The sequence below is a fragment of the Halomonas sp. LBP4 genome, from assembly GCF_003202205.1.
Taxonomy (GTDB): domain Bacteria; phylum Pseudomonadota; class Gammaproteobacteria; order Pseudomonadales; family Halomonadaceae; genus Halomonas; species Halomonas flagellata.
The window spans coordinates 407,803-430,089 of record NZ_PDOG01000004.1 but is presented as its reverse complement, the minus strand read 5'-3'; the positions used below and the strand labels follow the sequence as shown (position 1 = coordinate 430,089).

Genomic DNA, 22,287 nt, shown 5'->3' with positions numbered 1-22,287 from the left:
CTGAGGGACATGGCATGCAGCAACTGAATCCTTCCGAGATCAGCGACATCATCAAGCAGCGGATCGAGAAGCTTGATGTCGCATCCGAAGCCCGCAACCAGGGCACCATCGTCAGCGTCTCCGACGGCATCGTGAAGATCCACGGCCTCGAGGACGCGATGTTCGGCGAGATGATCGAATTCCCCGGCAGCATCTTCGGCATGGTGCTCAACCTCGAGCGCGACTCCGTGGGTGCCGTGGTGCTGGGGGACTACCTGGAGCTCGAAGAGGGCATGACCGCCCAGTGCACCGGGCGCATCCTCGAGGTGCCGGTGGGCCCCGAACTGATCGGCCGCGTGGTCGATCCGCTGGGCAACCCCATCGACGCCAAGGGCGAGATCGGTGCCAAGCTCACCGACGCGGTGGAAAAGGTCGCCCCGGGCGTCATCACCCGCCAGTCGGTGGACCAGCCGATCCAGACCGGCCTCAAGTCCATCGACGCCATGGTGCCGATCGGTCGTGGCCAGCGCGAGCTGATCATCGGCGACCGCCAGATCGGCAAGTCGGCGATCGCCATCGACACCATCATCAACCAGAAGGGCAAGGGCGTCACCTGCATCTATGTGGCCATCGGCCAGAAGCAGTCGACCATTGCCAACGTGGTGCGCAAGCTCGAAGAGCACGGAGCCATGGAGCACACCATCGTGGTCGCCGCCGGCGCCTCCGACCCGGCCCCGATGCAGTTCCTGGCGCCCTACGCCGGCTGCACCATGGGCGAGTATTTCCGTGACCGCGGCGAAGATGCCCTGATCGTCTATGACGACCTGTCCAAGCAGGCCGTGGCCTACCGCCAGGTCTCCCTGCTGCTGCGTCGTCCGCCGGGCCGTGAAGCCTATCCGGGCGACGTCTTCTACCTGCACTCCCGCCTGCTCGAGCGTGCCGCCCGCGTCAACACCGACTACGTCGAGAAGTTCACCGACGGCGAGGTCAAGGGCAAGACCGGCTCGCTCACCGCGCTGCCGATCATCGAGACCCAGGGCGGCGACGTCTCGGCGTTCGTTCCGACCAACGTGATCTCGATCACCGACGGCCAGATCTTCCTCGAGGCCGACCTGTTCAACTCGGGCATCCGTCCGGCCATCAACGCCGGCCTCTCGGTATCCCGGGTCGGCGGTTCGGCCCAGACCAAGATCATCAAGAAGCTCGGCGGCGGCGTGCGTCTGGCCCTGGCCCAGTACCGCGAGCTGGCGGCCTTCTCCCAGTTCGCGTCCGACCTGGACGAGGCCACCCGCAAGCAGCTGGAGCACGGCCAGCGCGTCACCGAGCTGATGAAGCAGACGCAGTACTCGCCGATGTCCGTGGCCGAGATGGCGCTGTCGCTCTATGCCGCCAACGAGGGCTTCCTGGATGACGTCGAGGTGCGCAAGGTACTGGACTTCGAGCGCGCCCTGCGCGACTACATGAAGGCCGAACATGCCGAGCTGCTCGACCAGATCAACCAGAGCGGCGACTACAGCGACGAGATCCAGAAGGGGTTGAAAGAGGGTCTCGAGAAGTTCAAGGCCACTCAGAGCTGGTAATCCCGCCGGCCCGCCCCCAGGGGCGGGCCCTGGAGCTTTCTGAGGGCCACGAACGAGGTAGATCGCTATGGCAGCTGCAAAAGAGATACGCACCCAGATCGGGAGCATCAAGAATACGCAGAAGATCACCAGCGCCATGGAAATGGTCGCTGCGTCGAAGATGCGTAAGGCACAGGACCTGATGAGGGCCAGCCAGCCCTACGCCCGCCAGATCCGCAACGTCGTGGGCCATATCGCCGACGCCCAGCCCGAGTACCGCCACGACTACATGATCGAGCGGGACGCCAAGCGGGTGGGCTATATCGTCGTCTCCACCGACCGCGGCCTGTGTGGCGGCCTGAACGTCAACCTGTTCAAGGCCGTGGTGAAGGATGCCAAGGCGTGGCGCGACCAGGGAGCGGAACTCGACTTCTGCGCCCTGGGCAGCAAGGCCGGCGGCTTCTTCCGCAACTACGGGGGCAACCTGGTGGCGTCGAAGAGCGGCCTGGGCGAGTCGCCCGAGGTCGAGGATCTGATCGGCAGCGTGAAGGTCATGCTGGATGCCTATGACGAGGGGCGCCTGGACCGGCTCTATGTGGTGTACAACGAATTCGTCAACACCATGACCCAGAAGCCGGTGGTCAGGCAGCTGTTGCCCCTGTCACCCGACATGGGCAACAACGGGCACCACAAGCATTCCGAAGAGAACAAGCGTCCCGGTGGCTGGGACTACCTGTATGAGCCGGATGCCAAGGCGCTGCTGGACAGCCTTCTGATTCGTTTCATCGAGTCGCAGGTCTACCAGTCGGTGGTCGAGAACGGCGCCTGTGAGCAGGCGGCCCGCATGATCGCCATGAAAAGCGCCACCGACAACGCCGGCGGGCTGATCGACGATCTGGAGATGGTGTACAACAAGGCCCGTCAGGCCGCCATCACCCAGGAGATCTCCGAGATCGTCGGGGGCGCCGCCGCCGTATAGCGCCAGGGGAGGGGTGCCCTCCCGGCATGCAGGTTTCAATTGCAGGTACTTTGAGAGGAACCAAGATGAGCGGACGTATCGTACAAATCATCGGCGCGGTGATTGACGTCGAGTTTCCGCGGGACGATGTTCCCAAGGTCTACGACGCCCTGAAGGTCGCGAACGCCGACACCGTGCTCGAGGTCCAGCAGCAGCTGGGCGACGGCGTGGTGCGCACCATCGCCATGGGCTCCACCGAGGGTCTCAAGCGCGGCCTGGAGATCACCAACACCGGCGCCGCCATCTCCGTGCCGGTGGGCAAGGAGACGCTGGGCCGCATCATGAACGTGCTCGGCGAGCCGATCGACGAGGCCGGCGAGATCGGCGAGACCGAGCGCATGCCGATCCACCGCAAGGCACCGGGCTATGCCGACCAGGCGGCTTCCGAGGAGCTGCTCGAGACCGGCATCAAGGTCATCGACCTGGTCTGCCCGTTCGCCAAGGGCGGCAAGGTCGGCCTGTTCGGCGGCGCCGGCGTGGGCAAGACCGTGAACATGATGGAGCTGATCCGCAACATCGCCACCGAGCACAGCGGCTACTCCGTGTTCGCCGGTGTCGGCGAGCGGACCCGCGAGGGCAACGACTTCTATCATGAAATGACCGAATCCAACGTCATCGACAAGGTGTCGCTGGTCTACGGTCAGATGAACGAGCCGCCCGGCAACCGCCTGCGCGTGGCCCTGACCGGCCTGACCATCGCCGAGAAGTTCCGTGATGAAGGCCGCGACGTGCTGCTGTTCATCGACAACATCTATCGCTACACCCTGGCCGGTACCGAGGTGTCCGCCCTGCTGGGTCGCATGCCCTCCGCGGTGGGTTACCAGCCGACCCTGGCCGAGGAGATGGGTGTCCTGCAGGAGCGCATCACCTCCACCAAGACCGGCTCCATCACCTCCGTGCAGGCGGTGTACGTGCCCGCGGACGACCTGACCGACCCGTCCCCGGCGACCACCTTCTCGCACCTGGACGCCACCGTGGTGCTGGCGCGTTCCATCGCCGAGCTGGGCATCTACCCGGCCATCGACCCGCTGGACTCCACCTCGCGTCAGCTCGATCCGCTGGTGGTGGGCGAGGAGCACTACGGTACCGCCCGCGGCGTCCAGAACGTGCTGCAGCGCTACAAGGAGCTCAAGGACATCATTGCGATCCTGGGCATGGACGAGCTGTCCGACGAGGACAAGCTGTCCGTGGCGCGGGCGCGCAAGATCCAGCGCTTCCTGTCGCAGCCGTTCTTCGTTGCCGAGGTGTTCACCGGCTCTCCGGGCAAGTATGTGCCGCTCAAGGAGACCATCCGTGGCTTCCAGGGCATCCTCGACGGCGAGTACGATGAGCTCCCGGAGCAGGCCTTCTACATGGTGGGCAGCATCGACGAGGCCGTCGAGAAAGCCAACCAGATGAAGTAAGGCCGTCCACCAGGGGGACTTCGCTATGGCGAACAGCTTCAAGTGCGAAATCGTGAGCGCCGAGGCCTCGGTCTACTCCGGCGAGGTCGAGCAGGTGATCGCCGCCGGGGTGATGGGCGACCTGGGGATCCTCCCGGGCCACGCTCCGCTGCTGACCGAGCTGCATCCGGGGCCGATCCGCGTGATCCATGACGGTGGACAGGAGGAGAACTACTACGTCTCCGGCGGCTTCCTCGAAGTGCAGCCCGACGTGGTGACCATCCTCGCCGACTCCGCCGCCCGCGCCAAGGACCTGGACGAGGCTTCCGCCGAGGAAGCCCGGCAGCATGCGCTGAGGGCGCTCAACGACCAGTCCGCGGAGCTGGATTACACCCGCGCCACGGCAGAGCTCGCCGAAGCCGTGGCGCAGCTGCGTACCATCCAGCAACTGCGCAAGAAGGCCGGCAAGGGCTGATCGACGCTCCTGCCGTGGAAGACGCCCCCCGGAGCCATGTTCGGGGGGCGTTTTCGCGTCTGATATCATGCTCGCTGCACAACGCGTCTCCGCGCAGGCGGCCCTTGCCTGCAGCCTGGCGGCGTCAGGAGGATGCCCATGTCATTGAATGAGACCCTGCAGGAACAGAAGGAGGCGCTGCTGACGGCGCTGTCCGAGGAGCAGGGCGAGCGTCTCGATCAACTGCTGCCGGAGTTGCGTTCCGCGGATATCGCCGAGATCGTCGAGGACATCCTCGCCGAAGAGGATGATCTGCCCATCGCCCTCGGCCTGCTCGACAGCCTGCCCATCGAACGGCGGGCCAATGTGCTCGGCTACCTGCCGGGCGAGGAGCAGACCGATGTGGCCGAGGCGATGTCCGACGAAACGCTGCTCGCGGTGCTGGAAGAGATGGGGTCGGACGAGCGTGCCGACCTCTTCAACCTGCTCGGCGAGGACCGCCGCGAGACCCTGCTGCGGCGCATGGCGCGCCAGGAGCGCGAGGATCTCAAGCGGCTGGCCAGCTATGAGGAGGGCACCGCCGGGGCCATCATGACCTCGGACTACGTGGCCATCCCCAGCGGCATGACGGTCTCCCAGGCGATGATGCGGGTGCGTCAGACGGCGCCGGATGCGGAGACCGTCTACCAGCTCTACATCATCGACCCGGATGGCCGCCTGGCCGGCACCCTGTCGCTGCGCCAGCTGATGGTGGCGCGGCCGACGGCCAGGGTCGACGACCTGATGATCAAGGACGTGATCAGCATCCCCGTCGACCAGGAGCAGGAGGAAGTCGCCCGGGCGGTGGCTCGCTACGACCTGCTGGCCGTGCCGGTGATCGATGCCGAGCAGCGCCTGGTCGGCATCGTCACCCACGATGACGCCATGGACGTGGCCGAGTCCGAGGCCACCGAGGATATCCACAAGGGGATGTCCATCGGCCAGCTGGAGGATGGCGTCAGCCGGGTGCCGCTGTGGAGCCTCTACCGCAAGCGGGTGATCTGGCTGGTGCTGCTGGTGTTCGGTAACCTCCTCTCCGGTGCCGGCATCGCCTACTTCGAGGACACCATCGTCGCCCAGGTGGCCCTGGTGTTCTTCCTGCCGCTGCTGATCGGCAGCGGCGGCAACGCCGGCGCCCAGGCCGCCACCCTGATGGTGCGCGGCATGGCCACCGGCGACGTCGGGGTCAAGGACTGGGGCAAGCTGCTCGGCCGCGAGCTGCTGGTGGCCGGTTCCCTGGGGCTGACCATGGCGCTGGCGGTGGCGCCCATCGGTGTGCTGCGCGGTGGCGAGGCGGTGGCCATGGTGGTGGCCATGAGCATGGTCACCATCGTGCTGTTCGGCAGCCTGCTGGGCATGTGCCTGCCGTTCCTGCTCGACCGCCTGGGCTGGGACCCGGCCACGGCTTCGGCACCGCTGGTGACGACGCTGATCGATGCCTCGGGGGTGCTGATCTATTTCAGTATCGCCACGGCGATCCTGGCCGGCCTGTGATCGTCGCCGCCAGCACACAACGTCGCTTCGTCCGTCGCGGAGGCGAGGCGGACAACCTCGTGACGGATGTGTATGCTCGGCGTCGGCCGGGCGACGAGCCGCTCCAGTGGACGGGCCGCTCGAGTCGCTTCGCCACCGTGTTCGCCGTCATCGGCTTCGTCCATCCACACAGGAATCGCCATGGACTGGCTCCAGGTTGCCGTTCTCTCGATCGTTCAGGGACTGACCGAGTTCCTGCCCATCTCCAGCTCCGCTCACCTGATCCTGGTACCGGTGCTGACCCCCTGGGACGACCAGGGACTGGCCTTCGACGTCGCGCTGCATCTCGGCAGCCTGGCGGCGGTGGTGCTCTATTTCCGCCACGAACTGCGCAGGATGATCGTCAGCTGGGCCGATTCGCTGCGCGGCCGGGCGGCCGACGAGGATGCCCGCCTCGCCTGGTGGGTGCTGCTGGCGACGATCCCGGTCTGCGTGGTCGGCCTGGTCTTTCACGACGCCATCGAGGTCGGCATGCGCTCGCCGCTGATCATCGCCGCCGGCCTGATCGGCTTCGGCGTGCTGCTCGGCTATGCCGACTGGCGCCATCGCGGGGCGCGCAGCGAGTACCAGCTGACCCTGAAGGACGCCCTGCTGATCGGCGGCGCCCAGGCGCTGGCGCTGATCCCCGGCACGTCACGCTCGGGGATCACCATCACCGCGGCGCTGCTGCTGGGCCTGAGCCGGGAAGGGGCGGCACGCTTCTCCTTCCTGCTGTCGATTCCGGTGATCGTGCTCGCCAGCGCCCTCGAGATCCTCGGCCTGGTCAGCGCGGACCGGGCGGTGGACTGGTCGACCCTGGTGGTGGGCAGCCTGCTGTCGGGCATCAGTGCCTACCTCTGCATCCACTACTTCCTGGTCTTCATCCGCCGGATCGGCATGCAGCCCTTCGTGGTCTATCGCATCGTGCTGGGACTCTGGCTGCTGTGGTTGTTCTGGTAAGCTCGCACCACCTGCCTGCCGGAGACCCTGAGCAATGACCCCGTCCCGTCTGCTGTCGTTGACGCTGCTGCTGGCCTTCGCCGCCTTGCTGGCGGCCTGCTCGGAGAGCGATAGGCCGCTGGAGTCGCCGGTGCGCCTGGAGGGGCAGGTCTTCGGCAGCTTCTACCAGGTGACCATCGCCGATCCCTTGACCCAGGGCGAGGCGCGCGAGATCGAGACGGAGTTTCTCGCCGAGCTCGATGAGGTGGATGCTTCCATGTCCACGTATCGTGACGACTCGGAACTGGTGGCCTTCAACCAGGCGCCGGTCGGGGAATGGCAACCCCTCTCCGACGAACTGATCGAGGTGCTGGCGATCGGCCAGGCGGTGGCCGAGGCCAGCGATGGGGCCTTCGACATGTCCCTGGGTGGCCTGGTCAATCTCTGGAGCTTCGGTCCCGAGGCCCGCCCGCGGGAGATTCCCGACGACGAGACCCTGGCCGAGCGGCTGGCCGAGGTCGGCCCGGAGAGTTTCGAGCTCGACGTGGAGGGGCTCCAGGCGCGGCGCGTGAGGGACATCTTCATCGATCTCTCCGGGGTGGCCAAGGGCCACGGCACGGATCGCGTGGCGGCCTACCTGGATCGCCGGGGCATCGAGCACTACCTGGTCAACCTGGGGGGGGAGGTGATGGCGAAGGGCTACCGTGACGCCGAGGGAACGCCCTGGCGCATCGGCATCGAGGCGCCCCTGGACGACCGCCGGGAAGCGCGGCATGTGGTGCCGCTGCATGACATCTCGGTCGCCACCTCCGGCGACTACCGCAACTACTTCGAGGAGGAGGGCCGGCGTTACTCTCACACCCTCGATCCGCGTACCGGCCGTCCCATCGCACATCGGCTGGCCTCGGTGACGGTGGCCCACCCCTCCAACGCCTGGGCGGATGCCTGGGCCACGGCACTGATGGTGCTGGGCGAGGAGCAGGGGATGGCCCTGGCCAGGGAGCAGGGCCTCGCCGTGCTGATGATCGTGCGCGAGGACGAGGGCTGGAGCAGCCGGGTCAGCCCCGGCTTCGTCGAAACCTTCGGCGAGGCGCTGGTCGAGGAACTCGGCCTCGAGGTGCGGTGAGGGGCAAACCAGTCCAGGCCGGCATGGAGTGCCGGGCCCGGAACCATCTAGAATGTAACGACTGACGAGAATGGACATGGAGTCATGATGACGCTCGACGTGGTGATTCTGGCGGCCGGACAGGGCACGCGGATGCGCTCGACGCTGCCCAAGGTACTGCATTGCCTGGCCGGCAAGCCGATGGTGCGCCATGTGGTCGATACCGCTCGGGGGCTTGCCGCCGATCGCACCCATGTGGTGGTCGGCCACGGGGCCGAGCATGTGCGCGAGGCACTGGCCGACTGCGAGGTGCGCTTCGCCCTGCAGACCGAGCAGAAGGGCACCGGGCATGCCGTCGCCCAGGCCCTGGACGGGCTCGGCCACGACAAGGTGCTGGTGCTCTACGGCGACGTGCCGTTGATTCGCCGCGAGACCCTGGCGACGCTGCTCGAGGGGGTCGACGAACGGCATATGGGGCTGCTGACCGTGACCCTGCCCGAGCCCGGCGGCTACGGTCGCATCCTGCGCAACGAGGCGGGGGAGGTGGTGGCCATCGTCGAGCACAAGGACGCCTCCCAGACCGAGCTCGCCATCCGCGAGTGCAACACCGGCATCATGGCCATGACCGCGGCTCAGCTCAGACGTTGGTTGCCGCAGCTCTCGGCCGACAATGCCCAGGGCGAGTACTACCTGACCGACGTGATCGCCATGGCGGCGGCCGAGGGGGTGAGGATCGTCACCACCCAGCCGGCCCAGGCGCTCGAAGTGGAGGGCGTCAACAATCGGGCCCAGATGGCGCGCCTGGAGCGTGCCCACCAGCGCGAGCTGGCCGAGCGGCTGATGGCCGAGGGCGTGGCGCTGCTCGATCCGGCGCGTCTCGACATCCGCGGCACCCTGACCTGCGGCCACGACGTGGAGATCGATGTGGGCTGCATCTTCGAGGGCGAGGTGGAACTGGGCGAAGGGGTGCGCATCGGTCCCCACTGCGTGATCCGCGACAGCCACATCGGTGCCGAGACCCTGGTCGAGCCCCACAGCGTCATCGAGGGCGCGGTGGTGGCCGGCCGCAACCGCGTCGGTCCCTTCGCCCGGCTGCGTCCCGGTTCGCGACTGGCGGTGGGGGCCAAGGTCGGCAACTTCGTCGAGACCAAGAATGTCGAGGTGGGAGAAGGCAGCAAGATCAACCACCTGAGCTATGTGGGCGATGCCTCGCTGGGGCGCGACGTCAACGTCGGGGCCGGCACCATCACCTGCAACTACGACGGTGCCAACAAGCACCGCACCGAGATCGGCGACGACGCCTTCATCGGCTCCAATACCGCGCTGGTCGCGCCGGTCAGCATCGGCAAGGGAGCCACCGTCGGCGCCGGCTCCACCATCAGCAAGGACGTGCCCGACAACGCCCTGGCGGTCTCCCGCGGCCGCCAGGTGAGCAAGGCCGACTGGGCGCGGCCGACCAAGCGCCAGGAACCCTGAGGAGAGATCGCATGTGTGGAATCGTCGGCGCCGTCGCCGAGCGCAACGTCCAGGGCATCCTGCTCGAGGGGCTCAAGCGCCTCGAATATCGTGGCTATGACTCGGCGGGCATGGCGGTGCAGTCCCCCCAGGGCACCCTGCAGCGGTGCCGCGCCGTGGGCAAGGTGGCGGCCCTCGAGGAGCGGCTCGCCGCCGAGCCGCTGCCCGGCCGCTGCGGTATCGCCCATACCCGCTGGGCCACCCACGGCAGGCCCAGCGAGGTCAATGCCCACCCGCACCAGTCCGGCGAGCGACTGGTGGTGGTGCACAACGGCATCATCGAGAATCACGAGGCGCTGCGCCAGCAGCTCCGCGACGCCGGTTATGTCTTCGCATCGGAGACCGACACCGAGGTGGTCGCCCACCTGGTGGACCGGGAGTTCGACAGGAGCGGCGATCTGCTGGCCGCGGTCCAGCGGGCGCTGGCACACCTCGACGGTGCCTATGCGCTGGCCGTGATGCATGCCGACGAGCCCGACGTCATCGTCGGCGCCCGCAGGGGCAGCCCGCTGGTGGTGGGCGTGGGCATCGACGAGGCCTTCCTGGGCTCCGATCCCCTGGCCCTGCTGCAGGTCACCGACCGCTACGTCTACCTGCAGGAGGGCGACGTGGTGCGACTCTCCGCCCGGGGGGGCGTCGCGGTGTTCGACGCGGCGGGGCGGTCGGTCGAGCGCGAGGTGCAGGCCTTCGAGCACGGCGACGGCGCGGCGAGCAAGGGCGACTATCGCCACTTCATGCTCAAGGAGATCCATGAGCAGCCGGCGGTGATCGCCGCGGCCCTGGAGGGGCGCCTGGGCGAGCAGTCGGTGCTGGTGGAGAGCTTCGGCCCCGAGGCCGAGGCGCTGTTCGACCGGGTGCGCCAGATCCATATCGTCGCCTGTGGCACCAGCTATCATGCCGGCATGGTGGCCCGTTACTGGCTCGAGCGCTTCGCCGGGGTACCGGTGCAGGTCGAGGTCGCCTCGGAGTATCGCTACCGGCAGGTGGTGGTACCGGAGGACACCCTGTTCGTGACGCTCTCCCAGTCCGGCGAGACCGCCGACACCCTGGCGGCGCTGCGCTTCGCCCGCGAGCGAGGCTATGTGGCCAGCCTGGCGATCTGCAACGTGCCGGGCAGCTCCCTGGTGCGCGAATCCGACCTGACCCTGATGACCCAGGCCGGCCCGGAGATCGGCGTCGCCTCGACCAAGGCCTTCACCACCCAGCTCACCGCCCTGATGCTGTTGACCCTGGCGCTGGGTCGGGTCAAGGGGCTCGATGGGGGCGTCCAGGCCGAGCTGGTGGCCGCCCTGCGCGGCCTGCCCGGCCTGGTGGAGCGGGTACTGCGGCTCGACCCGCAGGTCGAGGCGCTCTCCGCGGCCTTCGCCGAGAAGCACCATGCGCTCTTCCTCGGTCGTGGGGCGCACTTCCCCATCGCCCTCGAGGGCGCGCTCAAGCTCAAGGAGATCTCCTACATCCACGCCGAGGCCTACCCGGCCGGCGAGCTCAAGCACGGCCCGCTGGCGCTGGTGGACAGCGAGATGCCGGTCATCTCCGTGGCCCCCAACGACGAGCTGCTCGACAAGCTCAAGTCCAACCTCCAGGAGGTGCGGGCCCGGGGCGGCGAGCTGTTCGTCTTTGCCGACGAGCAGGTGAAGCTGGAGGAAGAGGAAGGCATCCGGGTACTGCGCCTGCCCCATGTCCACGAGGTGCTGGCGCCGATCGTCTACACCGTGCCGCTGCAGCTGCTCAGCTACCATGTGGCGGTGCTCAAGGGCACCGACGTGGACCAGCCGCGCAATCTGGCCAAATCCGTTACCGTGGAGTGAAACGCCATCGCGGCGATTGGCTATATTTCCCCTTTCTTATTGTTTGTTACTACAATACGTTACTTGAACGTCCGGCAGTCATGGGATCTTCCCTATGACTGCCGGACGTCGATGAAACGAAACAAGAAAAAGGGGAACAGACGTGGGAAACGAAAAGGGACGTTCGGGAGGCCGCTGGACACGGATCGCCATGCTACTGGTGGTGCTGGTCGTCGCGGCCGGGGTGGGGGCACCCAACTGGTTGGGACGACAGATCGAGCAGCAGCATGCCGCGTATCTCCAGCAGTTGGAGGGACTGGGCTATCTCCAGGTCGAGAATGCCGAGTATGAACGGGGTTGGTTCTCGGCACGTGCCGACTATGAACTCATTCTCGATCCACGATTCGCCCTGCCGCTTGCGCAGCTGTTTGCCGACCTGGACGTGCCGCAAGAGCCGTTCCGCATCGGCGTCAGCGAGCGGATCACCCATGGACCCTTTACCGGAGGCATGGCCAGCCTGGAAGGAGATGTCGAGGTGTCGGGGTGGCTGGTCGGGGAGGTCGTCGCCTTCGAAGGTGGCCGGTCGAACCAACGCTATGCTGCGCGGATCGGTTATGACCGGGTCGTCCATGGCGAGTGGGAACCCATGGAGATGGCGGTGTCCGCTGGCCCGCTGCTCAGCGACCTCGGCCTGAACACGCGCTATGTCATGGATTACCGAGGCGGTGACTTCAGCTTCGACCCCGGTTCCGGCGAGTATCGCGCCACCCACCACATGGGGCCTTCCCGCCTGGAGGAGCCCGCTGCCGTGCACACGTTCGAGAGTTCCACATCGCATCATCTGGTGCGTTTCTCGTCGGGCGTGCTTCGCGAGCTGCGACTGCAGTCCCGCGATTCCCTGACGTTGTCGGAGCGCCGCGATGTCGACCAGCCACTCGATACCCGTATCGAGGACCAGACCGTCGATATTGGTCTGCATTTCGACGACCAGGGGCGTTTCGAAAGCATCGTCTCGCGCCTTGGCATCGAGGGGTTCCAGGGGCAGAAGCCGGATCAGTACCTGCAGATGGATGGCATGGCGCTCGAGTTCACCGGTTCGCGCCAGGGCGAGTACAGCTGGTATGGAGAGCTGGGCCTCGCGTTCGATGGCCTGGAGATGCGCGAGAAGGGCTCGCCGGGTGTCTCGCTCGACGCCATGCAGTTTCAACTGGGGCTGGAGCCAGAGTCGGAGGCTTCACTCGAGTTGGTCACGCGCCTGTCGTCACGCGATCTGCGTATCCAGGGCATGGAGGAACCGCTGGAGTATCATGTCGAATCCCGCCTTGGACAGCTGCAGCGCGCCGGGTATGACGAGCTCTGGCGCCTGTTCTACCGGGCCATGGACGAATTCCGGGTCGACGACCCCGATGCCTCACTGGCCGTGCTTGAGCGGGTGGGGGAAGCCGGCATGGCGATGATGGGAGATCGCTCGACCCTGGCCGCCAAGCCGGTGACGTTACGCATCGGCGACGCGGACCTCGACATGGCGCTGGAAGCCGATGTCCAGCTGCAGGACTTCGCGCTCCTTGGCGAGCAGGCGCTCTTCTCGCCGGGCAATCGGCTGGAATTCAGCGCCGACGTCTCTGCGCTGCTGGTGCACAAGGTGGCCCGCGAGTCGATCCGCCAGCAGTACAACGGCCTGACGTCCCCGCCCGAGGGCAAGGCGCTCGAAGCGATGGCCAAAGACCTGGTGGCGGAGGAACTGGCGTCGATGCTGGAACTCGGCATCGTTCGCCGCGAAGCAGGCGACCGCTACACTATTCACCTGCAGCTGAAGGACGGTGAGCTGTTGCTGAATGGCGAGCCTGGCGAATGGCTGCTGGGACAGTTCTGAGTCGTCGGTGCTCATGCCTTCCCATTGCCTTTTTGTTGCAGAAGAGTGACCGGTTTGGCCGGACTGTATCTCGGGTTGCCCATGTGGGCCAAGCAGGCGTGGCGTGGCACCCTCTATCCGGCCCATGGTGGCAGCGACGGCATGCTCGAGGAGTATGCCCGGGTGTTTTCCACCGTCGAGGGCAATACCACCTTCTACAGCGGCGCGCCGCGTGCCGAGACGGTGACGGACTGGGCGCGCCAGGCGCCGCCGGATTTCCGCTTCTGTTTCAAGCTGCCGGCGGCCCTGACCCACCAGCGGCGTCTGGCCGGGGTCGAGGCCGAATTCGACGGTTTCCTGGCGGCCCTCGCTCCGCTGCACGATCGCTTCGGCCCGCTGATGGTCCAACTGCCGAGGGATTTCGGGGTCGATGAGCTACCCCAGCTGGAAGCCCTGTTGTCGCGCTGGCCCACCGGCATTCCCTGTGCGGTGGAAGTGCGTCACAGGGAATTTTTCCACAAGGGGGCGGCCGAAATCGCCCTGAACCGATTGTTGATAACTCACGGCGCCGACCGAGTGATGCTCGATGTGCGGCCACTCTTCTCCACACCGGCCGGCGACCACCCCGGCCTGCTCAAGGCCCGGGGCGAGAAGCCGAAACGCCCATTACACGTGCTTTCCACGGGAGACAGGCCGCTGGTGCGCTTCATCGGCCACGTCGATCCGGTCATCAATGAGCGCTATTTCCAGCCCTGGATCGAGCGCCTCGCCCTGTGGATAAAACAGGGGAAAACCCCTTTCCTGCTTGTGCATACGCCCGACAACCGGCAGGCGCCGGAACTGGCGCGGCGCCTCCATTCCCGCTTGGTCGAACACTGTTCGTTGCCGCCGCTTCCGGACTTCCCCGGTGAACGTCAGGAGCGGCTATTCTGAGGCCGATACCCGAGGCTGGGATGGTGGCTCCCGACAGCCGCTGCGTCTTTCTTGCCTCATGGCTAGCCATCAAGCGTATGATCGGATAGATTTGCGGTCTTCATGGCATAAAACAGCGTGATATTGCTGATTTTCATGCCTGATACAGATCAATAACGAATGCACATCGATACAGACAACAACAGGTGATTCATGTCGAAACTCGCACACGCGCAGTGGTCATCGAAGATGACCTTCGTGCTTGCCGCGGCCGGGTCCGCGGTGGGGCTAGGCAATATCTGGCGCTTCTCCTACATGGTCGGCGACAGCGGAGGCGCCGCCTTCGTGCTGGTCTACCTGATCTGCGTGGCGGTGGTCGGCATGCCGATCCTGGTCGCCGAATGGCTGATCGGTCGCCGCGCCCAGAAGAATCCCGTCAACGCCATGGCGGAACTCGCCGGCAGGAGCGGGCAGCCCCGGGCCTGGGCACTGCTGGGGGCCAGCGGGATACTGGCCGCCTTCCTGATCCTCTCCTTCTACAGCGTGATCGGCGGCTGGTCGCTTTCCTATACCCTCAATTCGGTGATCGGCACCTTCACCGGCCAGGATGCCGACGGCGTGGGCGCCATCTTCGGTAACCTGCTGGCCAGCCCCGGCGTGCTGCTGCTGTGGCACACGGCCTTCATGGCGCTGGTGGTGTGGATCGTCGCGCGGGGCGTGACCAAGGGCCTGGAGGGAGCGGTGCGCACCATGATGCCGGCCCTGGTGGTGCTGATGCTGGTGCTGGTCGGCTACGGCATGACCACCGGCCACTTCGGCGAGGCGCTGGCCTTCATGTTCCGCCCCGACTGGAGTGCTCTCACCGGCGGTGTGGTACTGGCCGCCATGGGGCAGGCCTTCTTCACCCTGTCGCTGGGCATGGGCATCATGATGGCCTACGGTTCCTACCTGGGGGAGGACGTCAAGCTGCTGGGTACCGCGCGCACGGTGATCATCCTCGATACCGTCATCGCGCTGCTGGCGGGACTGGCGATCTTCCCGATCGTGTTCGCCAACGGCCTGAGCGCCGGCGAAGGCCCGGGGCTGATCTTCGTCACCCTGCCGTTGGCCTTCGGCAACATGACCGGTGGCACCGTGCTCGGCCTGATGTTCTTCCTGTTGCTGACCTTTGCGGCCCTGACCTCGGCCATCTCGCTGCTGGAGCCGGTGGTGGAGTTCGTCGAGGAGCGCACTCCGCTGACCCGGGTGATGGCCACCCTGGCCGGCGGCGTGGCGGTCTGGGCGCTGGGCATCGCGGCGCTGATGTCGTTCAACGTCTGGGACGTACCGGTGCTGTTCGGCCTCAATGTCTTCGACCTGCTGGATACCTTCACCAGCAAGATCCTGCTGCCGCTGACCGGGCTGGGGGCGATCGTCTTCGTCGCCTGGTGCCTGGAGCGCAAGAGCGTGGCCGACGAGCTGAATCTCGCCGGCGGTGCCGAGAAGCTCTGGCACCTGGTGGCACGCTACGTGGCCCCCATCGGGGTGGTCCTGGTCTTCGTCTCGAGCCTGTGAGGCCTCAGGGGTACGAGGCAAGCGGCTGAGGCAAAGGGGGCAAGTTCCCCTGCGAGCCCCGCTCTGGCGGGGCTCGCTGCGTCCGGAAATTCCCTCGACCCGTCATGGGTCGGGCCGTTCAGTGCATCTCGTCCTCGGGCAACTGGGCGATGTCCCGGGACAGACGCTTGAACTCGTTGTGCAGCTCGATACCGCGGCGGGCGCGCAGGTTGCGCTGGGCGGCGGTCCGTGAGCGCTGCTCGTGTTCGGCGACCTGCATGCTCATGAAGATGTCGAGAAGTTCACTCTTCAGGGAGGTTAACCGTTCGACATTGCGCATGATCGACTCTCCTGTCTGCAGTGAATGTGCCGGCTTCAGGGACGCTGCGCGACACTGCATTTCTTACTATACCGCACTTGACAGAATGATGACGACGTGAGCCGATTGGACGCAACGCTGTGCCAACGCAAGGCCCCGGGGCCGCCCTTGGACAGAATGCCGCGGCCAGTGCGCATCGCCCTTCGGCTTGGGGCATACTGTGACCATGAACCCGCCATCGTTTTCGTCGCTTCGCCCCCCGGGCGCGGCGACCCTCAAGCAAGGAGTCCCGCGTGAGCCGCGCCCTGTTCGATGAGATGAGACGTCGCATGGAGCACTTCCGCCGCTCCGAGCAGAAGGTCGCGCGCTTCGTGCTGCGCAACCCCGAGGAAGTCATCCACATGCGCATCGTCGACCTGGCCACCGAGGCCAAGGTCAGCGAGCCGACGGTGGTGCGCTTCTGCCGTGCCCTGGGCTGCAACGGCTTCCAGGATTTCAAGCTCAAGCTGGCCCAGATGCTGGCCACCGGCAGCCAGTTCGCCCAGTTCTCGATGAACGACAGCGACTCGGTGGCGGAATTCTCCCACAGCATCTTCGACTCCACCGTGGGCACCCTGCTGTCGGTGCGTGACCGGCTCGACAACGAGGCGTTGAGCCGCGCCATCAACGCCCTGGCCATGGCCAACCGCGTCGAGTTCTACGGCTTCGGCGCCTCCGGTGCGGTGGCCTTCGACGCCCAGCACAAGTTCTTCCGCCTGCAGATCTCCACCGCCGCCTACGCTGACCCGCACATGCAGAACATGTCGGCGGTGACCCTGGGCGATGGCGACGTGGTGGTGGCCATCTCCCAGACCGGCCGCACCCGGGCGCTGGTGGCCAGCGTACGCCTGGCCCGCGAGGCCGGGGCCACGGTGATCGGGCTCTGCCCCAGCGGCTCGCCGCTGGCCGAGGAGGTCACCCTGCCGCTCTATATCGATGTCCACGAGGACACCGAGATCTATACCCCGATGAGCTCGCGCATCGCCCATCTGGTGCTGGTCGACGTGCTCGCCGTGGGGGTGGCCAAGACCCGTGGCCCCAAGCTCGCCGAGCAGCTCAGGGAGGTGAAGAAGAGCCTGACGCCGTTGCGCTTTCCCGAGCAGGAAGGCAAGCCGTAGCCACCTGAAGACGCGGCTTTCCCGGCGACAGGTCTATGCGGAGGCGCTGTGAACCCATCCTTGGGCGCTACATTCGTCATCCCTGACGAATGACCTCCGCTTCGACCTGTCCCCGGCGCCGCTCGCCTCGATGATTGGGCTGGCCGATATGCTAAGCTGGGTCTCCATTTTCGACCCGGCTTTCCCCGCACCATGGACGACGTCACGGCGATTCTCGACCACCTGAACACCGCCCAGCGCGAGGCGGTCAGCGCCCCCCAGGGCAACATGCTGGTGCTGGCCGGCGCCGGCTCCGGCAAGACCCGGGTGCTGGTGCATCGCATCGCCTGGCTGATGCAGGCAGAGGGGCTCTCGCCCTATGCGGTGCTCGCCGTGACCTTCACCAACAAGGCGGCCCGCGAGATGCGCACCCGCCTCGAGGCGCTGCTGGGCCTGTCGCTGCGCCACGTCTGGGTCGGCACCTTCCACTCGATCGCCCACCGCTTGCTGCGCACCCACTGGCAGGACGCCCGGCTGCCCCAGCACTTCCAGATCATCGATGCCGACGACCAGCTGCGCCTGATCAAGCGGCTGCTCAAGGATCACCGCATCGACGACGAGCGCTTCCCGCCGCGCCAGGTGCAGTCGTTCATCTCGGGCTGCAAGGAGGAGGGGCTTCGCCCCCACCAGGTCGATGTCCACGGCGACGCCTACATGGGGCAGATGGTCGAGCTCTACGAGCGTTACCAGCTGACCTGCGAGCGCGGCGGGCTGGTCGACTTCGGCGAGCTGCTGCTGAGGAGCCTGGAGCTGTTGCGCGACAACCCGGCGCTGCTCGCCCACTACCGGGAGCGTTTCGCCCATGTGCTGGTCGACGAGTTCCAGGACACCAACACCCTGCAGTACGCCTGGCTCAAGCTGCTCTCCGGGATGCAGACGCCGATGACGGTGGTCGGCGACGACGACCAGTCGATCTACGGCTGGCGCGGGGCCCGGGTCGAGAACATCCGCCGCTTCGAGCAGGAGTTCCGCGACACCCGCACCGTGCGCCTGGAGCAGAACTACCGCTCCACCAGCGCCATTCTCGATGCCGCCAACGCCCTGATCAGCCACAACACCGCCCGCATGGGCAAGGAGCTGTGGACCGCCGGCAGCCGCGGCGAGCCGATCTCGGTCTATGCGGGCTTCAATGATCTCGATGAAGCACGCTTCATCGTCGACACGATCAGGGAGCAGGTGAACGAGGGCCACGCCCGCCGCGAGATCGCCATCCTCTACCGCTCCAATGCCCAGTCCCGGGTGCTGGAGGAGACCCTGATCCGCCAGGGCGTCCCCTACCGCATCTACGGTGGCCAGCGCTTCTACGAGCGCCTGGAGATCAAGAATGCCCTGGCCTATCTACGCCTGCTGCTCAACCGCGACGACGACGCCTCGCTGGAGCGGGTGATCAACGTCCCGGCCCGCGGCATCGGCACCCGCACCGTGGAGCTCCTGCGTGAACGGGCCCGGCACACCGGGGTCTCGCTGTGGCAGGCGCTGCACGACGGCATCGGTGATGCCTCGCTCAGGGGCCGCGCCGGCACCGCGGTCAAGGCCTTCGCCGACCTGATCGAGCGGCTCGACAACGATACCGCCGGGCTGGCGCTGCACGAGATCATCGACCACGTCACCGAGGTCTCCGGCCTGGTCGAGCACCACCGCAGCGAGAAGGGCGAGAAGGGCCAGGCCCGGGTCGAGAACCTCGAGGAGTTGGTGACGGCGGCCCGTGCCTTCACCCAGGGCGAGGCCCTTGACCCTCCCGAGGCCGGCGAGGGCGGCGTGGCGCTGGAGGCCTTCCTCGCCGAGGCGGCGCTCAATGCCGGCGACCACGAGGCCGACGACTTCGAGGACTGCGTGCAGCTGATGACCCTGCACTCGGCCAAGGGGTTGGAGTTCCCGGTGGTGTTCATCGCCGGGGTCGAGGAGGGGCTGTTTCCCCACCGCATGTCCCTGGAGGAGCCGGGGCGCCTCGAGGAGGAGCGCCGACTCTGCTACGTGGGCCTGACCCGGGCCATGCGCAAGCTCTACCTGACCCATGCCGAGCTGCGCCGCCTGCACGGCAAGGAGACCTTCCAGCGCCCCTCGCGCTTCCTGCGCGAGCTCCCCGAGGAGTATCTCGAGGAGGTGCGCCTGCGCGGGCAGATCTCGCGACCGGTGACCGCCAGCCGCCCGGCCGTGGGCCTCTCTCGCCAGACCTCGGTCAACGGCGGCGGCGACCTGCCCAGCCTGAGCCTGGGCCAGCGGGTCCATCACCCGGTGTTCGGCGAGGGGGTGATCCTCAATGCCGAGGGCGAGGGGGAGCGTGCCCGGGTACAGGTCAGCTTCGAGGGCGAGGGCGACAAGTGGCTGGTGCTGGGCTTCGCCAAGCTGACGCCCCTGTAGGCGCCGAGCGCCTCTCCGTTGACGTGCACGTCAACGGAGAGGCTTGCCGGACCAATCGGCGCTGACCCATACTCACGGGCGGACAGACCGCGCCACAGAAGGCGCGGCTCACAACAATCACCTCGGAGTCATGCCCGTCATGCAGCGTCGTAGATTCCTCAAGACCGCCAGCATCGGTGCCGCCGGCGCCGTCGCCGCGCCCTTCGTCTCCACCGCCAAGGCCCAGGAGACCATCACCTGGGACATGGTGACCTCCTGGCCGAAGAACTTTCCCGCCCTGGGGACCGGTGCCAACGACTTCGCCGAGCGCATCGAGAAGCTCTCCAACGGTCGCATGCGCATTCGCGTGCACGGTGCCGGCGAGCTGGTGCCCGCCCTGGAGGTATTCGATGCGGTGGCCGCCGGCACCGCCGAGATGGGGCACTCCGCTTCCTACTACTGGCGCGGCAAGGTCGCGGCCTCCCAGTTCTTCACTGCCGTGCCCTTCGGCATGAACACCACCGAGACCAATGCCTGGCTCTACCACGGGGGTGGTCAGGAACTGTGGGACGAGGTCTACGCCAAGCACAATCTCAAGCCGTTCCCGGTGGGCAACACCGGTACCCAGATGGCCGGCTGGTTCAAGAAGGAGATCAACTCCCTCGAGGACATGCAGGGCCTCAAGCTGCGGTTGCCGGGACTGGCCGGCGAGGCGATGAACGGCATCGGCGTCACCACGGTGAACATGCCCGGTGGCGAGATCTTCACCTCCATGCAGACCGGCGTGCTCGACGCCGCCGACTGGGTCGGTCCCTACAACGACCTGGCCTTCGGCCTGCATCAGGTGGCCGACTACTACTACACCTCGGCCTGGAACGAGCCCAGTGCGATCCTGGAAGGCACGGTCAACCTGGATGCCTGGAACGCCCTGCCCGACGACCTCAAGGACGTGGTGCGCGAGGCCGCCATGGCCGCCAACCTGGCGATGGTCAGCGAGTTCGCCTATCGCAATGCCCAGGCCCTGGACACCCTGGTCAACGAACACGAGGTGCAGCTGCGCTCCTTCCCGGATGACGTCATGGCGGCGCTCTATGACTCTTCCAAGGCGGCGATCCAGGCGCAGGTCGACAGCGATCCGGATTCGGCCAAGGTGTACGAATCCTACCTGGCCTTCCAGAAGCTGGTGCGGCCGTTCAGCGACGTGGGCGAGTACGCCTACCTGAAAGGGCGCGAAGCGGTAGGGGCCTGATCCCCGGCTCGTCGGACGCGTTCATGGGCGCCCTGGTGGCGCCCATGTCGGTCACGGCGGTGTCAGTCGTTCTGGCGCACGGCGCGGATGCGGCCGTTGTCGTCCAGTGCCACCATCACGAAGCGGGCCTCGGTGACCTTGTGCAGCTCGTCCGGGTCGCGCTCCTGGGGCGCGCGGATCCACACCTCCACGTCGATCTTGATCGAGCTGTGGCCGATTTCGCGCACGGCGGTGAAGATGTTGACTATCGAGCCGACGCGCACCGGGCAGAGGAAGTCCATGGCCTCGATGGCCACGGTGGCGGTGCGGCCGCAGGCCTCGCGGCCGGCGGCCAGCTCGGCGGCCTGGTCCATGAGGGCCACCAGCCAGCCACCGGCGATATCGCCATGGAGATTGGTGTCCTGGCGGCTCGCCAGCAGCTTGAGGGTCAGCTGGCCCTGGGGGGCGGGTACATCATCGAGTTCGGTCATGATGGGGCGTCTGCCTGACTTGTTGTTGTGAAATCCTGTCGTGAAATGCCGTGGGGCCTGTTGCCGGAGTAGGCCGGACAACAGCGGCATGGTATACGCTGGACATGCTCCGTCACCAGTATTGCAACATCATGACTCGCCCCAGGGGGGCGTTTCTCGGGGGAGACAGCATGCAACGAGGCGGGAAGGCACGACGCCGCTGGCTGGGTGCCCTGATACTGATGCTGGCGATGCCCGTGGCCATGGCCGACGAGGTGGTGGGCAGCCTGGGCGCGGTCGGGTCGGATACCCTGGCCGGGCTGATGCTGCGCTGGGGGGAACAGCTCACCGACCGGCATCCCGGCATCCGGCTGCAGCTGCAGGCCAGCGGCTCGGCCAGTGCCCCGCCGGCACTGGTGGCCGGCACGACGCGGCTGGGCCCCATGTCCCGTGCCATGTCCGACACCGAGCGCCGCGACTTCATCGAGCGCCATGGCTACCCCCCGGTGGAGATCGAGGTCGCTCGGGACGCCCTGGTGGTAATCGTGCATCGCCACAACCCGTTGACGCAGCTGAGCCTGGCGGAGCTGGACGGGATCTTCTCCGCGACGCGTCGCTGCGGTGGCGGGCATGCCATCACCCGCTGGCGCGAGCTGGGCATCGAGCGTCCGAGGGGGCGGCTCGCCCTGCATGGGCGCAATGCCGCCTCGGGCACCTACGGGCTGTTCAGGCAGCGCGCCCTGTGCAACGGCGACTACCGGGCCCGCCTCGACGAGCATCCCGGGTCGGCGGCGGTGGTGGCGGCGGTGGCGGCGTCGCCGCGCGCCATCGGCTATGCCGGGCGCAATCACCTCACGGCGGGGGTTCGCGCCCTGCCGCTGGTCGATGCCGAGGGCAGGGCGGTCCGGCCGGACCCCGAGCGCGTTCGCCAGGGCGACTACCCCCTCTCCCGGACCCTCTACCTCTATCTCAACCTGCCACCGGGCGAGGCGCTGCCCGGCCCCGAACGAGCCTTCGTCGAGCTGATCCTCTCGCCCGAAGGACAGGAAACGGTCGTCGAGCTCGGTTTCGTCGCCCTGCCCCAGGCGACCCTGGAACGCCAGCGCCGACGCCTGGGATTGCACGAGACCCCCTGACCCTGTCACGCG

General features: G+C 66.9%; 18 protein-coding genes. 16 read left to right on the top strand and 2 right to left on the bottom strand.

All coding sequences use genetic code 11. The features are described 5' to 3' along the window. Positions 1–14: 14 nt before the first annotated feature. The 12 genes from atpA to CR157_RS15345 all read left to right on the top strand — a co-directional run bounded on the left by atpA (position 15) and on the right by CR157_RS15345 (position 15,607). Positions 15–1,559, top strand: a complete 1,545-nt coding sequence (atpA, locus tag CR157_RS15405) for a F0F1 ATP synthase subunit alpha (RefSeq protein WP_110284399.1) — start codon at positions 15–17, stop codon at positions 1,557–1,559. A gap of 67 nt (positions 1,560–1,626) precedes the next feature. Then, a complete protein-coding gene (atpG, locus tag CR157_RS15400) occupies positions 1,627–2,517 on the top strand; it encodes a F0F1 ATP synthase subunit gamma (RefSeq protein WP_110284398.1) in 891 nt (296 codons plus the stop codon). 65 nt (positions 2,518–2,582) lie between these two features. Further along, a complete protein-coding gene (atpD, locus tag CR157_RS15395; RefSeq protein ID WP_110284397.1) occupies positions 2,583–3,959 on the top strand; it encodes a F0F1 ATP synthase subunit beta in 1,377 nt (458 codons plus the stop codon). A 25-nt stretch (positions 3,960–3,984) separates the two neighbouring features. Continuing rightward, on the top strand, positions 3,985–4,413 hold the full coding sequence (locus CR157_RS15390) for a F0F1 ATP synthase subunit epsilon (protein ID WP_110284396.1): 429 nt from the start codon (positions 3,985–3,987) through the stop codon (positions 4,411–4,413). A 138-nt stretch (positions 4,414–4,551) separates the two neighbouring features. After that, positions 4,552–5,925, top strand: coding sequence for a magnesium transporter (gene mgtE / locus CR157_RS15385; RefSeq protein ID WP_110284395.1), 1,374 nt, complete (start codon positions 4,552–4,554; stop codon positions 5,923–5,925). A 180-nt stretch (positions 5,926–6,105) separates the two neighbouring features. Continuing rightward, entirely contained in the window at positions 6,106–6,903 is a 798-nt protein-coding gene (locus CR157_RS15375; protein ID WP_110284393.1) for an undecaprenyl-diphosphate phosphatase, read from the top strand. A 34-nt stretch (positions 6,904–6,937) separates the two neighbouring features. After that, positions 6,938–8,008: an FAD:protein FMN transferase gene (locus CR157_RS15370; protein WP_110284392.1), complete on the top strand. Its 1,071-nt coding sequence runs from the start codon at positions 6,938–6,940 to the stop codon at positions 8,006–8,008. Positions 8,009–8,092: 84 nt separating this feature from the next. After that, positions 8,093–9,463 carry a bifunctional UDP-N-acetylglucosamine diphosphorylase/glucosamine-1-phosphate N-acetyltransferase GlmU gene (gene glmU, locus CR157_RS15365; protein ID WP_110284391.1) on the top strand — a complete coding sequence of 457 codons (1,371 nt, stop codon included), beginning with the start codon at positions 8,093–8,095 and terminating at the stop codon, positions 9,461–9,463. An 11-nt stretch (positions 9,464–9,474) separates the two neighbouring features. Next, a complete protein-coding gene (glmS, locus tag CR157_RS15360) occupies positions 9,475–11,310 on the top strand; it encodes a glutamine--fructose-6-phosphate transaminase (isomerizing) (RefSeq protein ID WP_110284390.1) in 1,836 nt (611 codons plus the stop codon). A gap of 142 nt (positions 11,311–11,452) precedes the next feature. Next, positions 11,453–13,162: a DUF945 family protein gene (locus CR157_RS15355; RefSeq protein ID WP_146218698.1), complete on the top strand. Its 1,710-nt coding sequence runs from the start codon at positions 11,453–11,455 to the stop codon at positions 13,160–13,162. Positions 13,163–13,243: 81 nt separating this feature from the next. Then, positions 13,244–14,074 (top strand): DUF72 domain-containing protein, encoded by an 831-nt coding sequence (locus CR157_RS15350; RefSeq protein ID WP_110284388.1) that lies wholly within the window; start codon positions 13,244–13,246, stop codon positions 14,072–14,074. Between the two features lie 192 nt (positions 14,075–14,266). After that, a complete protein-coding gene (locus tag CR157_RS15345) occupies positions 14,267–15,607 on the top strand; it encodes a sodium-dependent transporter (RefSeq protein ID WP_110284387.1) in 1,341 nt (446 codons plus the stop codon). A 118-nt stretch (positions 15,608–15,725) separates the two neighbouring features. On the opposite strand, the gene CR157_RS15340 is transcribed toward CR157_RS15345, so the two are convergent. Then, the gene (locus CR157_RS15340; RefSeq protein ID WP_110284386.1) at positions 15,726–15,926 is read right to left on the bottom strand and encodes a PA3496 family putative envelope integrity protein; all 201 of its coding nucleotides are present in this window, start codon (positions 15,924–15,926) and stop codon (positions 15,726–15,728) included. A 272-nt stretch (positions 15,927–16,198) separates the two neighbouring features. Between CR157_RS15340 and hexR the strand changes: the two genes are divergently transcribed. The 3 genes from hexR to CR157_RS15325 all read left to right on the top strand — a co-directional run bounded on the left by hexR (position 16,199) and on the right by CR157_RS15325 (position 20,690). Further along, positions 16,199–17,062, top strand: a complete 864-nt coding sequence (hexR, locus tag CR157_RS15335; protein ID WP_110284385.1) for a transcriptional regulator HexR — start codon at positions 16,199–16,201, stop codon at positions 17,060–17,062. A 192-nt stretch (positions 17,063–17,254) separates the two neighbouring features. Further along, the gene (gene uvrD, locus CR157_RS15330; RefSeq protein ID WP_110284384.1) at positions 17,255–19,462 is read left to right on the top strand and encodes a DNA helicase II; all 2,208 of its coding nucleotides are present in this window, start codon (positions 17,255–17,257) and stop codon (positions 19,460–19,462) included. Positions 19,463–19,601: 139 nt separating this feature from the next. After that, positions 19,602–20,690: a TRAP transporter substrate-binding protein gene (locus CR157_RS15325; RefSeq protein ID WP_110284383.1), complete on the top strand. Its 1,089-nt coding sequence runs from the start codon at positions 19,602–19,604 to the stop codon at positions 20,688–20,690. Between the two features lie 62 nt (positions 20,691–20,752). Here CR157_RS15325 and CR157_RS15320 read toward each other — a convergent pair whose 3' ends face one another. Then, positions 20,753–21,160: an acyl-CoA thioesterase gene (locus CR157_RS15320; protein ID WP_110284382.1), complete on the bottom strand. Its 408-nt coding sequence runs from the start codon at positions 21,158–21,160 to the stop codon at positions 20,753–20,755. 170 nt (positions 21,161–21,330) lie between these two features. On the opposite strand from CR157_RS15320, the gene CR157_RS15315 reads away from it, so the two are divergent. Next, the gene (locus tag CR157_RS15315) at positions 21,331–22,275 is read left to right on the top strand and encodes a PstS family phosphate ABC transporter substrate-binding protein (RefSeq protein WP_110284381.1); all 945 of its coding nucleotides are present in this window, start codon (positions 21,331–21,333) and stop codon (positions 22,273–22,275) included. Positions 22,276–22,287: the final 12 nt, after the last annotated feature.